The sequence below is a fragment of the Parachlamydia acanthamoebae genome, assembly GCF_000875975.1.
Classification (GTDB): domain Bacteria; phylum Chlamydiota; class Chlamydiia; order Chlamydiales; family Parachlamydiaceae; genus Parachlamydia; species Parachlamydia acanthamoebae.
Genome location: NZ_BAWW01000025.1, coordinates 1 through 15,675 on the forward strand (window position 1 = coordinate 1; position 15,675 = coordinate 15,675).

The 15,675-nt window shown below is 39.1% G+C and carries 12 protein-coding genes; 6 read left to right on the plus strand and 6 right to left on the minus strand.

Annotated features, from left to right (window positions below; genetic code table 11):
• Window positions 1-707: 707 nt before the first annotated feature.
• Complete coding sequence (locus AOM43_RS06220) at window positions 708-1,055, minus strand: hypothetical protein (protein WP_013925548.1); 348 nt, start codon at window positions 1,053-1,055, stop codon at window positions 708-710.
• A gap of 92 nt (window positions 1,056-1,147) precedes the next feature.
• On the opposite strand from AOM43_RS06220, the gene AOM43_RS06225 reads away from it, so the two are divergent.
• The 3 genes from AOM43_RS06225 to AOM43_RS06235 all read left to right on the plus strand — a co-directional run bounded on the left by AOM43_RS06225 (window position 1,148) and on the right by AOM43_RS06235 (window position 4,899).
• On the plus strand, window positions 1,148-1,894 hold the full coding sequence (locus tag AOM43_RS06225; RefSeq protein WP_013925549.1) for an SDR family NAD(P)-dependent oxidoreductase: 747 nt from the start codon (window positions 1,148-1,150) through the stop codon (window positions 1,892-1,894).
• An 88-nt stretch (window positions 1,895-1,982) separates the two neighbouring features.
• Window positions 1,983-3,473: an ABC-F family ATP-binding cassette domain-containing protein gene (locus AOM43_RS06230; RefSeq protein ID WP_013925550.1), complete on the plus strand. Its 1,491-nt coding sequence runs from the start codon at window positions 1,983-1,985 to the stop codon at window positions 3,471-3,473.
• 61 nt (window positions 3,474-3,534) lie between these two features.
• Complete coding sequence (locus AOM43_RS06235; RefSeq protein WP_059359488.1) at window positions 3,535-4,899, plus strand: multicopper oxidase family protein; 1,365 nt, start codon at window positions 3,535-3,537, stop codon at window positions 4,897-4,899.
• On the opposite strand, the gene AOM43_RS06240 is transcribed toward AOM43_RS06235, so the two are convergent.
• The 4 genes from AOM43_RS06240 to AOM43_RS06255 form a co-directional block, all read right to left on the minus strand.
• A complete protein-coding gene (locus AOM43_RS06240; protein WP_059359491.1) occupies window positions 4,859-6,520 on the minus strand; it encodes a hypothetical protein in 1,662 nt (553 codons plus the stop codon). The two genes, AOM43_RS06235 and AOM43_RS06240, sit on opposite strands and share 41 nt — an antisense overlap.
• Window positions 6,521-6,626: 106 nt before the next feature.
• Window positions 6,627-7,553, minus strand: a complete 927-nt coding sequence (locus tag AOM43_RS06245; protein ID WP_059359493.1) for a DMT family transporter — start codon at window positions 7,551-7,553, stop codon at window positions 6,627-6,629.
• Between the two features lie 92 nt (window positions 7,554-7,645).
• Window positions 7,646-8,467, minus strand: a complete 822-nt coding sequence (locus AOM43_RS06250; RefSeq protein WP_059359495.1) for an SDR family NAD(P)-dependent oxidoreductase — start codon at window positions 8,465-8,467, stop codon at window positions 7,646-7,648.
• Window positions 8,468-8,471: 4 nt separating this feature from the next.
• Complete coding sequence (locus tag AOM43_RS06255) at window positions 8,472-10,631, minus strand: HD family phosphohydrolase (protein ID WP_013925555.1); 2,160 nt, start codon at window positions 10,629-10,631, stop codon at window positions 8,472-8,474.
• Between the two features lie 199 nt (window positions 10,632-10,830).
• Between AOM43_RS06255 and galE the strand changes: the two genes are divergently transcribed.
• Window positions 10,831-11,802 (plus strand): UDP-glucose 4-epimerase GalE, encoded by a 972-nt coding sequence (gene galE / locus AOM43_RS06260; RefSeq protein ID WP_006341456.1) that lies wholly within the window; start codon window positions 10,831-10,833, stop codon window positions 11,800-11,802.
• Here galE and AOM43_RS06265 read toward each other — a convergent pair.
• The gene (locus AOM43_RS06265; protein WP_006341455.1) at window positions 11,799-13,619 is read right to left on the minus strand and encodes an ankyrin repeat domain-containing protein; all 1,821 of its coding nucleotides are present in this window, start codon (window positions 13,617-13,619) and stop codon (window positions 11,799-11,801) included. The genes galE and AOM43_RS06265 overlap by 4 nt on opposite strands.
• A gap of 177 nt (window positions 13,620-13,796) precedes the next feature.
• Between AOM43_RS06265 and dnaX the strand changes: the two genes are divergently transcribed.
• Together dnaX and AOM43_RS06275 are read left to right on the plus strand one after the other, a co-directional pair.
• On the plus strand, window positions 13,797-15,335 hold the full coding sequence (dnaX, locus tag AOM43_RS06270; RefSeq protein WP_013925558.1) for a DNA polymerase III subunit gamma/tau: 1,539 nt from the start codon (window positions 13,797-13,799) through the stop codon (window positions 15,333-15,335).
• A 14-nt stretch (window positions 15,336-15,349) separates the two neighbouring features.
• Window positions 15,350-15,664 (plus strand): YbaB/EbfC family nucleoid-associated protein, encoded by a 315-nt coding sequence (locus AOM43_RS06275; RefSeq protein ID WP_006341453.1) that lies wholly within the window; start codon window positions 15,350-15,352, stop codon window positions 15,662-15,664.
• Window positions 15,665-15,675: the final 11 nt, after the last annotated feature.

The following is a 15,675-nucleotide window of genomic DNA, read 5'->3' on the forward strand; positions in this document are numbered from 1 at the left end:
GGGAAGAAGTCTTTAACGTGAAATACACAGCTTAATTTTTAAAAAATTGGATGCGCTATTAGATGCTCAAAACACAACATTTGACAATATCTCCACCAGTAGATCAATAGAGCCTAAATGTAAATATTAACACCTCCGATTACACATCGGAATCGCTAATCCATTTTCTTAAGCGAAAGAAAAACAAGATAACATTTTTTAAAGGATCCAACCAAGCCCTCCAAGACGTTGAAAAAACGATCGAACACACTAGCGTTTCTGTATTACTGCAACTTTGTATGACAAGATTATATTTAGGAGAAAAATGGACGACTATGTAAAAAAAGTAGAATAGAGAGAAAGAGAAGAACGAGAGCTTGCTATGGCAAAATAAAAAATCAAACTACAGCTTCCCTATTGGTTTCAAACTGGCAAAAATCTATGTATATATGGGCAAAACTCTCAAGGATATGTTGTCGGTGATTCTGAAACAATCTACTTGAGAAGACGATATGCATTTCTAGCTGTTCCTGTAGGGGCTAAAATGTAACGAAGATCCAAAATTATTAAAATATACATACCATCAATTACATTCTGGACTGAGCGAGATAAGATGATAATCGTAATTAATCATATCTTTGCCAAGCAAATAATTTGATCATGATCATTAATATCAATAGCTTCTAATAGACTGTAATTGAGATTTTTATCGATTAACTCATTTAAATCTACCATTCCGCTCTGTTTTGTCCAGATAAACGCTCTTCTGGAACCATATCCCAATCGTAAAAATCATTTACATCTCTATTCCCACTGATTCCAACAACATCTCCATTCCTATTAATTGAATAAGCAATGGAATCTTCGTCGTTTTCCAAATTTCCCAGATCAAATAATGAACCATTTTCCCATAAAAAAGCATGATATGAATATTTATTATTTTCCTTCTTAATATTTAATTCAGATAATCCAACAACTTGCTTTGAGTCATTTATGCTTGTAGCACAACTACAAAATTTATCTTCACAACCTAAATTACCGAGAGAAACTATTTTTCTCTGAGAAAACGCATACATACAATTAGGCACAAGACAGCAAAAATCAATGATTGATTTGATAAACAATTTTGGATAATGTCCAAATTATCCAATTTAAAGAGAAAATTGACATGGGTGAGTTTACAAACAAAGTGGTTGTTATCACGGGTGGCAATAGCGGTATCGGAGAAGCCATTGCAAAAAAGTTTGATCAAGAAGGCGCCAAAATTGTGATTTTTGGACGCGATCAAAATCGATTAGAGACTGTTTGCAAAGAACTAAATCAAGCTGTTTATGTGCAGGGAGATGTGCGTCTTATTCCTGATTTAGATAAGTTATTTGCCACGGCGATTCAAAACTTTGGGAAAATCGATGTTTTAGTGGCAAATGCGGGCATTTCGACCAGAAAAAAAATCGAGGAAGTCGATGAAGAACTATTTGATGAAATGGTCTCCATTAACTATAAGGGCGTTTATTTTACCGTTCAACGCTCCATTCCCCACTTAAATACAAATTCTTCCGTTATTCTCATATCTTCAGCAGCGGCTCATAAAGGTTGGCGCTTTCATAGTGTTTATTCCTCCACAAAGGCGGCTGTGAGTATGCTTGCGCGTAATTTCGCAGCAGATCTCATTGACAAAGGGATTCGTGTAAATGCTGTATCACCAGGATTTACCGATACACCAATTTTTGATGAAACGAAAGCTGTCAATCCCAAGCAATTGGAAGAATTCACAAAGGGAATTCCTTTAAAAAGATTCGCTAATTCGGAAGAGATAGCTGAATCTGTCGCCTTCTTAGCTTCTTCAAAAGCCACTTATATTGTAGGGGTTGACCTAGTTGTTGATGGAGGAGCGAGTTCCATATATCCTCTTTAGCTTTCAAATTTCCCTAACAAAAAGTTAGTTTTTACTTTTTCTATAACTTGTGATATCATGAATACTTTTTTCAATAAAAGTTGTCGTTATGCAAGTAAATGATTTATCCCTCGCCTATCATGGTATCAATTTATTCGAAAATGCTTCTTTCAGTATTCAACCTGGAGAGCGATGTGCGTTCGTCGGACGCAATGGAGCGGGTAAGTCTTCCCTTTTTCGCTTATTAACAGGCAAAGAAGTTCCTGACAAAGGAACGATCTCGAAACCCAAAAACTACATCATTGGAGTTCTCGATCAGCACATTGTCTTTACTCAACCCACATTAATCGAAGAAGCCGCATTGGGTCTACGTGAAGACGAACGAGACTATATTTATAAAGCTGAGGCCATTCTATTTGGATTGGGCTTTAAAGAAGAAGATCTCGACCGCTCTCCTAACGAATTTTCCGGAGGATATCAGCTTCGACTTCACCTTGCAAAAGTTCTCGTTGGGGAGCCAGATTGCCTATTATTGGATGAACCAACTAACTATTTGGATATTGTCTCCATCCGCTGGTTTACGAAATTCTTACAAGAATGGAAAGGCGAATTTATTTTAATTTCCCATGACCGAGAATTCTTGGATAGTATCTCCACACACACTATGGGTATCCATCGACAAAAAGTGACGAAAGTCAAAGGAAATACGCTCGATTTCTTCGAACAAATTATGCAACGAGAAGAAATCCATGAAAAAACCCGTCAAAACCTCGAAAAAAAACGGGAACATCTTCAAGGGTTTATTGATCGGTTTGGTGCAAAAGCTTCCAAAGCAACGCAAGCACAATCCAAGCAGAAATTATTAAGCCGTATTCCGGTACTTGACGACTTAAAAAAACTTCTGCAGTTAGATTTTCAATTTAATATCGCCAATTTCCCGGGCAAGAAAATGTTAGAAGCTCAATCTCTTTCGTTTTCTTACGACGCAAATGCTCCCCGCCCTTTAATTGAAGATTTTTCCTTAACGATCGAAAAAGGAGATCGTATTGCCATTATTGGGAAAAATGGACGGGGGAAATCCACGATTTTAAAACTACTGGCCGATGAACTAAATCCCGCTTCGGGGTTTACCAAACGTTCAGATAATCTTTCGATCGGCTATTTTGGCCAAACAAATATTGACCGATTACACCCGCGCCATTCGATCGAAGAAGAAATTGCAGCAGCGAATCCCAAACTTAATCTGACACAAATCAAAGCGATTTGTGGATTGATGATGTTCAGCGGAGATAAATCCCGCAAACTCAATGGCGTGCTATCGGGTGGAGAAAAAAGCCGGGTATTGATTGGCAAAATCATTGCCTCTCCTTGCAATTTATTGTTGCTTGATGAACCAACACACCACTTAGATATGGAATCCATTGAAGCTTTGATTGATGCCATTGAAGATTTTGATGGTGCTGTCATCATCGTTACACATAGTGAATTAATCCTAAAGCGCATGCAACTGGATAAAATTGTGGTCTGTCACCAAGGTAAACAAGAATTACACTTAGGGACTTACGAAGATTTCCTAGATAAGCATGGTTGGCAAGACTAAAAGATAGACGTTTTACTTTTTTTTTGTTAATTCTCCATTAATGTCTTCATGAGGTTAACAAATGAAAATATGGGCCTATTTGTTCTGCATCGCCTGCTTTTTTCTTTTTTTAGAACTAAAGTCCGTCATAGAGTTAACCACATCATCAAAAAAGATTATCGTTAACAACAAAGAAGCCGAAATTTTAACCATTTCGCAACCTGACGGAACACTGGGGATTAGAACAAACAAAAGCCTCGCTTTCGATGTAATTCTTAAAAATCGTTTACAGGTACCTACATCTATTCATTGGCATGGGTTGATCTTACCCAATAACCAAGATGGCGTTGCATTTGTCACTCAATTTCCTCTCTATCCAGGACAACTCTACCATTACAAATTTCCTCTTCTGCAGTCCGGCACATTTTGGATGCACTCCCATTTTGGTTTGCAAGAACAAAAGCTTTTGGGAGCACCCCTCATCATTTATGCACCAGAAGATGAGAAAATTGCGGATCAAGAAGTCATTCTTTTTCTCGGAGATTTCTCTTTCAAAACACCTTCAGAGATTTACAAAGAACTGCAGTGCAAAACCATATCGGGAGACATGAAAAAAAACACATCAGACATTGTAGAAGTTGAGTATGATGCTTTTTTGACCAATTACCATACGCTAGAAAGTCCAGAAGTCATAGATGTGGAAGCAAATAAAAAAATTCGGCTACGCATCATTAATGGGGCGAGCTCCACAAATTTCTTCATTTCGTTAGAAAATTTAATCGGTGCAGCCATTGCTGTCGATGGCAATCAAATTCAGCCTTTGCAAAATACACGATTTGAATTAGCTGTCGCACAACGAATCGATATTTTAGTTACAATCCCCTCACAAGGTGGATTTTTCCCCATTCTTGCCCAAGCAGAAGGGACAGACAGACAAACAGGGCTCGTTTTAGCGACAAAAAATGCAAATCCCATCAAACTACCCGAAAAAGCTTCTAAGCAAGCTGGGGCCCTGACAAATGTTCAAGAGCTTAACTTACATGCTAAATATTCTTTATCAAATCGAAAGGTGGATAATCAAGTTACAGTTGAGCTTGGGGGCAATATGGAGAAGTACATATGGACATTAAATGGTCAAACATGGCCTGAAGTGACACCCATCATCGTTGAAAAGGGACAACGCGTTGAAATGCTCTTTAAAAATAACACCTCGATGTCACATCCTATGCACTTACATGGACATGTCTTTCAAGTCACTCAAATCAATGGACAAAGTTTTAGTGGAGCTATGCGTGATACAGTTTTAATTACTCCCTATTCCACTTTGTCCATTCAATTTGATGCAGATAACCCAGGCGTATGGCCTTTGCACTGCCACATCCTTTATCATTTAGAGGCCGGTATGTTTACCATCGTCCGCTATAAAGATTTTGAACAACCTCTTTAAAGCTAACTTTAGGCTTATTTTTTAATGTTTCGAAAGAAGCCGCAGAAAAGCTGTATCCTATACCAGATAACCCATGGATAAATGTTGCAGGACGATTAAGATCGGAAGACAACTCCACAAATTCAGGTACATTGCTGACATCTGTTTTTCGCGAGCAACTCCCTGCGGAGATCATCGTCCATTTTCCGATACAATAAGCCTCGATATTTCGACACATATTTTCTAAATCATCTTTATTGGCAACCAAGTCGTTAAAATGGGCTCCCTGGCTAGCTCTAACATAAAATAATACACATGTGTCGGATATATCCCCTTTCCACATTGTCAAATGCAAATTGCTGAGATTCGCTGCAGGCAAAATACCATTCATAAGTTCAGCAAATTTTTCCTCCGAAATGGTATCTTGTCCAAAGCGTTGGGCTAATTCATGCTTATCAATGGAACATTCCCATAAAACGCTGTTGCCTGTTACTGGCACTTCACGCCATAGAGGTGTTGTACTGCTATACTTAAAAACTTGGTTATGACCAAGAGAACCGAAAAAACTCTTAATTGCAATTTTACGCATTTTTCTATCGAGTGACTCCTCCAAAACTTTGCATGGAGCCCCCGAGCCTTCCAAATAAAGTGCTTTTAGATTCGCCTGATACGTCGAAAAAATATGGGGATAGTTTTCTTCCAGATAACTTGCAATCCTCCGCGGAGTCTCTGGATAAAACTTTCCATCTTGAGGAATTTTAAGAACTTGTAAGCCACTATTTTGCTTAAGGAATGTCTCTCGCATGACTTCATCGGCGCTCGCGAACTCACAATCAATTCCCAATTCATTCCATAGTCTTTTTTTATTTTGCATTCCTTCATGATTGGGGGACCAGTAAACGCGGCCCGTTCTAGAAAAGGAGGGTTGTCCTTGGTGCGCAAGAATCCGTTTGCTCAAGGCTTCGTGATAGTCTAAAGATTCCACGACAGCCGCACAGAGCCATCTATCTTCCGCACTAATACCACGGGCATCCGTAAGCTTACGTTTGAGAAATTGCTTAGCAAAATGTCCATATAAACATGCAACTTTGAAAGGTGCATGCTTAGCTTCCTCAAAAGAAAATTTTAAATAGGAATATTCCTTCAAATTCGCAGGATTACGTTTGGGAAGCATCTTTGGGCCAAAACCTGCTAATAATTCTGGCAAGTTATAGCAAGGCCATTCACTTGGATGAACATGAGCCTGATGTCCAGACTGCAAAGATTTTGGGACAAGACCATCATTAACATAAACGACCTTTTCTTTGACCTCTTCCTCCGCTATTTTTTCTGTTTTGCGTGCAGCTTGCATCAGCGCAGGCAGTCCGCCTACAAAATAGTGAGTATCGCCAAAACTAGAATCACTCTTTGAGGCTTGCTTGATATAAACTTTAGTGTTTTCTTCCCAATCCCTTTCTAAAGGCACTGCAGGTAAGTTATTGAGTTGTGTTGTCTTCATTAAGCACTCTATTTTTTTTAATCTCGGATTGTATGGACGCAATAATTCCAAAATCCGGCTTCCTGACACATGTCGAGGAAATACTTGGGGAAGCATAATAGGAAAAAGACGGGATGAATTCTGACGTGCAGAAGTAATATTCATAAAAGCTCTCAAAAATAGATAAAATGTGGGATTTTTTTTTAGATCACAAAATACATATCAGTATTGATCATAATGATCAAACATTATTACATTTCGTAAGAATTTATTAAGATTGATATGCGGATTCTTGGAACATGAATAAATTTAAAACTATACCTGATAAAATAGTCATTATCCCTAGAATCTCAATGTTTTCAGGAAATTTCCAATTAGCTAAATGAATAAAACTTAAGCCAAATACTATTTCTAATACACTCAGTTGACCAGCTAAAGACAAAGGCAAACGCAGAGTTGCTTGATTCCACATGTAATAACCAAGCCAGGAAGAACAGACTCCAAGGAGAGCTGTTGCTAATAAAAATCCATTCGACATAATAAAATAATGATTAATCGATGTGTTAACAAAGAAGAGGCTGGATGTACATAAGAGAACGGTCCAAAGAAAAGTGGCAACACCCAATACAGTAATCCAATCGCTTGCTTTTAACGAAGAAGTGCTTTTAAGAAAATTGGCACTCCCCGCAATAAAACAAATCCATGTTGCTAGAGAGACCAAACTCCAGAAAAATCCCCAAGCATAATTTTCGATACTCACGTTCGTATCCCAGGACAATGTAGGGATATTAACAAAGATAAATCCGACTAAAATGAGCGTACATGGCACGAAAAAATCCCTTAACTTTTTTGTCTTTGTCTTCCGAATGTCAATTAAAATCATGCATACAGGTGTTAAGCCAAGCAGCAATGTAGGAATAGTAGAATTCACATAACGCATGCTTAAAACAAGGCTGCAATAATGGATGAGTGATCCAACTAACGCCAGAATTGCCCCAGCAATCCAAATTCTACGATTAAGAGAAAAAATCAGATCTCTTTTTAGACTTAACAAGATGCCAATAGAAAGCATACCATAAAAGAAACAGCGCCCTAGCATTATCTCAAAAGGGGAAAAATCTGGAAAAAGATTGGGAATTACAAATACAAGCCCCCAGCATAAACATGCTCCTATCATATAGGCTATTCCTACAATCATTTGATGACCTCCAAATAATATTAGAGAAGTGGAAATCCCTACTATATATTTAAAGATAATTTTGATACATCCTTTCGTGACAAAGAGGCGTCTTATTCGTGAATGGAAAGGAAAGAACGAGGTGGAAAGCGAGCACTAATTCGTTTTTTTAAATAGCCTGCTAACCATTTTTGTGGAAAGAAATGACTTAAAAAAATCCCCACACGATAACGCCAATCAAAAATATGAATGATCTTCTCTTTTTCGATTTGCTGCCAAATTTGCTCTGCAGCATATGCCGAAGTCATGGATAAACGTTCATCTTCAAGCTGAGAAGAAAGCTCCCCTCCTGAGGCCCGCTGAGCAAAAGATGTACTGACCATTCCAGGACACGACGCGAATACACGCACCCCATAAGGCTGTGTCTCAAAATCCAAAGATTGGGAGAAGGCATTGATAAAGGTTTTTGTTGCTGTATAGGTTGTAAAAGTAGGAAAAATTTCAAATGCGGCCGCAGAAGAGACATTTAGAATAACGCCTCTCTGCCGAGACGAAATGAGCGTGCGCGCAGCTTCTAATGTAAGTTCAAAAGGCGCGAGCAGATTCACATTTACAATTTCCATTTGCTCTGATGTTTCGTATGTTAAAGCCTCTCCATAAAGACCAAAACCTGCATTATTAACCACTAAATCAGGTTTTTCTTGATGCATTTTCTTTATTGCTAATTGACGCCCTTCTTGCGTTCCAAGATCGGCAACGAAAAAAGAAACCTCCACTTGGTGCTGTAAAGCTTGCTGCAAATGCTGCAATCGTCCCTCATTACGCCCTGTCAGCAACAATGAGATTCCTTTATTAGCCAAAAGATTGCAAAGAGCCTCTCCAATTCCTGAAGAGGCCCCCGTGATAAAAGCTTTCGTAAATTTTATGCTTGTCATGAGGTTAACATAAGTGTTCTTCCTTAGGAGCCTCTCGTTTAGGATATTTAATGCGAGAATGACTATAGGCAACCAAGGTATGCACGAGAGTTTCTTTGACTTTTGCCAATTCTTCAAACGTTAATAAACATTCATCAAATTGTCCATCATCGGCTTTTTCTCGAATAAGTCGATTCGCAAGTTCCATTAAAGACTCTTCATTGATTTGCTCCAATGAACGAGAGGCAGCCTCAACTGTATCGGCAATCATAATAATTGCGGATTCCTTGCTGCGTGGTTTTGGCCCAGCGTAACGGAATTCTTTTTCATTTACCAAACTTTTGTCACCACCCATTTTTTCAAGCTGTTTACGGTAAAAGTAATAAACTAAGGTTGTTCCATGATGCTCTTTAATCACTTCGATAAATTGCTCTGGAAGGCCCGCTTTTCGGGCAATCGCCACCCCTTCTGCAACGTGTGCCATGATCACCTGGGCAGATTCTTGTGGGGTTAACAATTGGTGAATATTCATTCCACCTTGTTGATTTTCCGTAAAATACTGGGGCGTAGCCATCTTTCCAATGTCATGATAGAGAGTGCTGACGCGGCAAAATAACCCATTTGCTCCAATGGCCAGGGCGGCAGCTTCTGCCAAATTCCCCACCACAATGGAATGTTGATAAGTTCCGGGTGCTTCAATAGTTAAACGGCGCAAGAGGTCATTATTTGGGTCCATATATTCCATTAGCGAAACATCCGTCATAATGCGGAAAGCTGACTCCAGTAATGGCAATAGACCGACCACCAAAATAGCCGTCAATAGCATAAAGATAGCCGTGCTCAATAAATCAGCTAAAAGGCCTGTACTCCAATGCGTACTTTGGTACAGATGCATCGCCAGTATGGTAATCGCACACCCCAACCAAGCCTTCCCGCACACCACAAAAATTTCTTTTCGCCGACGAAGAGAATGGGTGCTCAAAACGGCAATAATGGCCGCGATTAAATTAAGCAATAAAAAGCCCTGTCGATCGAACGCCAAAGTCATTCCAAGCACAACTGCCAAAAAACCGCTCGTAAATGTCGCTACCGCCGGACTCATCAAACTACACAATAAAATGGCCGCAAATGGAACAAACAACGGATAACGCACCGCTTCCATCAAATGGGTTTTCGTATTTAGCAGGAAGAATTCAGCCAGCTTGGCTAATCCAAACGTTAAAATGATGACTGTTACAAGAAGGAAAAGCTTTCGATTGGAAGAAAGAATATTGGGATGGTTCGCTCGAAAATAGAGGATAGAAATTCCCGTCAATAAGAGGGTCATCAAAAGGCTTCCCAATAAGGTAAGCGGGCTCCAAAGGTTACGTTGCTCACGTAAAGCATCTTTCATGGCTTGGAGAACGGCTAAATGCCGTGCATTCACTTTTTCTCCCTGATCAATAATGCGACTTCCAGCACTAATGTGGGTGTATTTATCTGGTACTTTTGCTTGAATGCGCTTGCGCAGCTCTCGTTCTGCTGCAATATCCTCTTCTAAAATCCAAAATTTTTCCTGAAAGTATTCGATCAAAAATGTAATTGTTCCATCGTGAAATTCACTTTTAGGCAATGCAATGGTTTGAAGTTTTTTCCAGATTTGAGGAGGAAGGCTAACGGGCTCTGACAAATCCGCAGGAGTATAGATCTGATAATTTTCTGCGTTGATTTCATTTTCTTTGGTTTTTTGGAGCGTCCTAGGATCCGTCAAGCGAAGCTTGATTAGAGCTTCAACAAGATTATCACCGCCTTTATAGACATCTTCAAAAGAACTTTCAGGAGCAGATTTGCGCCAGTCTTGATTAAAGATGAGAAAGTTTTCGAATTCTAAACGTCTTTCATTGATTTCTTTTTCTGAAATGCGATAGATTTTCCCTAAATCTTTAACCATTTCTTGTTTGAGAAGAATGGTCGCTTCTTCGTTGTAAAAGTCTGTATCAACTTGTGCGACGATGTAGCTAGGGGCATAGTGATTGAGGTCCAATGTTTCGATTCTCACTTCTCGAAAATGAAGAATCATAAACAAAGGGATCATAAACACTAAGCCGATCAGGAATCTTATGCCAAGATTTTTGTCAAAAAAGCCCTGCTCGCGAGAAAATTTGAGCTCGTTATAGTTCTCAAGCTCACTAGATTGATCATTCATTGAAATGTATTTTCCTTAGCCGATGAATTTCGGCTTTATTTCTACTAGACAACATTATTGAAAATAATTAAACATTTTGCCAAGTAAAATTAATTCTGTATTTATAATAATCTTCGACAACATAATAGCTCAAGTTAAGAGTTGAGTATATGTGGTATAAATCAAAATAAAGTTATAAATGCGTCAAAGAAGGCTTCACATGGGACTAAAAACAGTCTTGGTTGTTGGAGGTGCTGGATTTATTGGTTCACACGTCAATAAAATGCTGCATCAAGCAGGTTATCACACAATTGTTTTAGATAATTTAAGCACAGGCACACAATTGACCGTTACACGAGGAACCTTTCTTAAAGGCGATCTTGCAGACAGGGCATGCCTAGACTTCATTTTCTCCAGTTATCCCATCGATGCCGTCATGCATTTTGCAGCCCTTATTGATGTGGGTGAATCGATGCATTCCCCTGCTTTATACTATCGTAATAATGTCGCAAATACCCTAAATTTGCTGGAGGCGATGCATAAGCATCAGATCCCTATTTTTATCTTTTCTTCCTCTGCTGCGATATTTGGCACTCCACAAACAACTTTTATCAATGAAGAACATCCATGCCTCCCCATCAATCCATATGGAGAAACAAAATGGATAGTCGAAAAAATGTTGCGAGATTTTGAATTGGCATACGGACTTAAATCGACGTGCTTGCGTTACTTCAATGCCGCTGGGGGAGATCCTGATGGGGAAATCAAAAATTTTAAGAAAAAAGAAACAAACCTCATTCCTCTTGTCCTACGCAGCCTCAAAAAACCGGAAGGCTTTATCTCTATTTTTGGAACAGACTATCCCACACCAGATGGGACATGCATCCGGGATTACATTCACGTTTCGGATATTGGAGAAGCCCATATTTTAGCCATGCAGCAATTATTTAATGGAGCACCATCCGATGCTTATAACCTGGGTAATGGACAAGGTTTTTCAGTTCGACAAGTCATCGAAAAAGCAGAAACTGTAACAGGTTTTAATGTTCGAGTTGTGGAGGCTGATCGTAGGCCAGGAGACCCAGCGATTCTTGTTGCAAATGCCGATAAAGCTGCACAAAAATTAGGCTGGGTCCCCCGTTATCCAGACTTAGAAATCATGATTGAACATGCCTGGTTAGCTCTTAACTAGTCTCGACAAGCTTGTTCAAACTTATCAAGAGCGATGTCAATAGTATCTGTAGCTATGACTCCAGGAATTAAGTTCTTAGCTTCCTCCCAGAGGACTTCTTTAGAATCGCTTCTAAGAAGTGCTTCCACTATATTCACATTTCTTTCTTGAATGGCAAGACGTAAAGCTCTTTGACCTTGGTTATGGGCCATTAAATCCATTCCCTCATATCCGAGAAAGTCCGCAAATAGTTGGAAATTCCCTTTTTGCACAGCATAAGTTAACGCAGTTTGTTCTTCATCATCCACTTTAAAAGGCACATTGATCACTTCAAAAGCACCTTTTTTCAGCTTTTCGGCGATGGCAATATTTTTTCCGTCGAACCCAGTAAGATCTGGATCAGATTCCACATAAAGCTCAAGGACATGACTCTGCTTACCTTCTTTTTGATAGCTTAGTAGCTTTTTCTCCAACAGATAATCGATGCACTTTTCACTACCAACATTAAATAAAGATCGCCAGAGATTATAAATATTTTTTGCCAAAAAATTTCGTCCTGTAATCTCGTCTAGCTTTCTTAAAAAAAAGACATGATCCCGATTGAGCGCTGCCGATAAAACATTTGTAAATATAAATTTTTGTGTTCTTCCTGAAAACAAAGCGGTTTTATGCATAATGGTTAAAAGCAAATCTTCCGAATTTAAAATGATCGAGAGATATAATAAATTCTTTAAAGTGATCTTTGATTTTTCTGTTTCATCAAATGGAACAGTTGCTAGATATCGAACAATTAAAGGCTCAATGCGAAGGCTCGATTGAATCATCCTATCAGAAGCACAACTCTTAATCCAATTTTCCCATTTGACTGTTTGGTCATAGGCGTCATTTAAAGAATAGCTCTCTGCTTCAATTTTTTTTGCAAATGCTTCTTTTTCCTGTTGAAGCTTTTGTGCTCTAAGAATTTCAGCTGTTTCTCGGTCGGCTTTTTCTTGCTTTTCATCAATAAAAGTATTGATCATTCCCAAAGCTCTCGCCATCGTACCTTCATCAAAATGATCTCCAAAAAAATGCTTTATGGGAGCAGTAAAATGACGTATCGTTGAAACAAAATTTGGATCTTCTAAAATTTGAACAACTCCAACTTCTCCGGCACGAAGAAGAGCTCCCCAATGTGCGCATCTTTCTCGAATTTCGTCTCCATTAAAAACATACGCATTTCCGTCTGCTTGTATTTTTTCATCTTCTGAGAGGGCAGCTGCAATGGCGATTTGTTTGCGTTCCTGTAGATTGTGAGAATCATTCTGTGTACCCTGGAAAACATCAAGCGCCTCAGAGTCTTGAGAACTTAGGTGATCTTCAGAATCATCAGACTCTGAGGAACTTTCAAGATCTTCGGTTGTCTGTGACTCCTCAGAATCTTGTGGCTCTTGAGGTCTTGAAGTAGGAGCTGCTTGCGGAAGTAATCGCAAACAGTCATTTAAAATTTTCTGGTTTCTTGCCGTTTTTTTTTGGCTCAATCCATCCGTTTTAAATATTTGCTGAAAAATAATTGTCAAATTCGTGATGTTTTGCTGGCGCTCATCCCCTTCAAATAATTCACTCTTTTTCTCTTGCACGAATGCTTGGATTTTTTTTGCCACATGTGGGGTATGAGTTCTTTCAAATTTAATGCCGATACATGCAAAGATTTGCTTTATAAAATCGGAAAAGCAGCCATCTTTCTCTCGGGTCTGCAATTTGGTACTTATGCATATTCCATCTTTTTGAACTGCATCAGCAACCTCTTTAATGTTGGTAGATAGAAATTGATCCTGACGCAATAAACTCAACTTAATCATAATTAATAACCTCAATATTGATCAACAAACAATAAACTATTTTTTAATACAAAACAAGCATAATAAACTAATTGCTGAGAAATCTCTATGCAAAATTAGACATTAAGTTTTGCATAAATTATGCGACATTCGATACACTAGATATTAAATTCGCATTCACTTTTTTATCGGTTTACCATGTCCCATTATCAAGTTTCGGCAAGAAAGTATCGCCCTCAAAGATTTCAAGAAGTTCTTGGACAAGATCCTATTATTACAACCCTAAAAAATGCCATTCAGATGGGACGTCTTGCCAATGCCTATTTATTTTGCGGATCACGCGGAACAGGGAAAACAACTTTAGCTCGTTTATTTGCAAAAGCCCTTAACTGCCTTACCCCTTCGCCTGAACATGAGCCATGCAATCAGTGCGCTTCCTGTCGAGAAATTTCAACAGGACATTCTTTAGATGTTTTAGAAATTGATGGTGCATCCCACCGTGGAATCGATGACATTCGGCAAATTAACGAAACAGTGGGATATGCAGCTGCATCGGGAAAATATAAAATTTATATTATTGATGAAGTGCACATGCTAACAAAAGAAGCTTTCAATGCCTTGCTTAAAACGTTAGAAGAACCTCCTTTAAACGTTAAATTCTTCTTCGCAACAACAGAACCGCATAAAGTTCTTCCCACCATTTTAAGTCGATGCCAACGTTTTAATTTGAACCGCATTCCTCTTGAAAAAATTGTGGAAAAGTTACGCCACATTACGCAAGATATGGGGATTGAGGCTCAAGAAGAAGCCCTCCACATTATTGCGAAAAGAGCCGAAGGAGGACTTCGGGATGCAGAATCTCTCTTAGATCAAGTTTTGGTCTTTCACGATGGTGCCATGAGTACCCAATCTGTGGCTTCTGTTTTAGGCATTATGCCAAAAGAAGTCCTGTTTGACTTTGATAAAGCTGGTAAAGAAGGACACCTTGCTGCGGCATTTGAAATTGCCCACCATATTTTTACAGAAGGAAAAGACTGGCAGCAATTCTGTGAAACACTGGTTGAACATTTCCGCACCCTTTTGCTCATTAAACTATCTGGAAAACAAGCCCCCTTTCTAGCCCTTTCCGATCATGAACGGGACCGTTATGAACTTTCGGCTAAGCTTTACTCGCAAGAGCAGTGTTTAAACTTATTAGATTATTTTGTTGAACTGCAAAGTCAAATTCGCTTTGCCCCATCGCCACGCATTGCTCTTGAAGCAGGTCTTTTACACGCCATGCGCAGCCATCAGCGCCTTCCTATTGAAGTATTAGTCCATCGTTTAGGAGAACTAGAACAGGCTGTTGCTAAAAATCCAACTGGTCCCGAATCTTTTGCACCTCCACCCACAACGCCTCAAGCTACAACCAATCAATTTACCGTACCAGTGGCTCCAAAACCAATGCCAGTGGCACAAAAACCGACTCCAGCTGTGTCAATTAGCGAAGACCCTTCTCCTTCGTTACAAGATTTGGGGATTAAAGCGACTTCAGCTGCTCAAAAACCAAAAGAATTTATACCAAAAACTGAACCCATTCATGAAAAGCTTCCTGCTCCAATTGAATTGGGCTCTCGCCCAACTCCTGAAGCGCAACTTATTTCCAAGCAAGATCAAAGTGCTTACGATACTCGTTTACAATTTGCTGCTGTTGAGTTGGGGGGAAAACTCCAAAAAAAACCTTTTACTAAATTCTAAATCTAGGAGAAAACATGGGAACAGGCTTTTCGAAAAGAAAAAAACAGGCAAAATTACTTCAACAGCAACTTTCTCAAATGCAAAACCAGATGAAAGAAACGGAAGTAACTGGAACAGCAGGAAATGGCCTGGTAACTATCACATTATCTGGCGATAACTCCATGAAAGACATCAAAATTAAGCCTGAATGTGTCGATCCTGAAGATGTAGAAGGACTACAAGACCTTATTAAAGCAGCTTATGAAGATGCCTTAAGCAAAATGCAACAAGACACCCCTTCCTTACCACCAGGATTTCCTGATCTGAAAAGCTTCGGATTGAATTTCTAATTTATCAATTA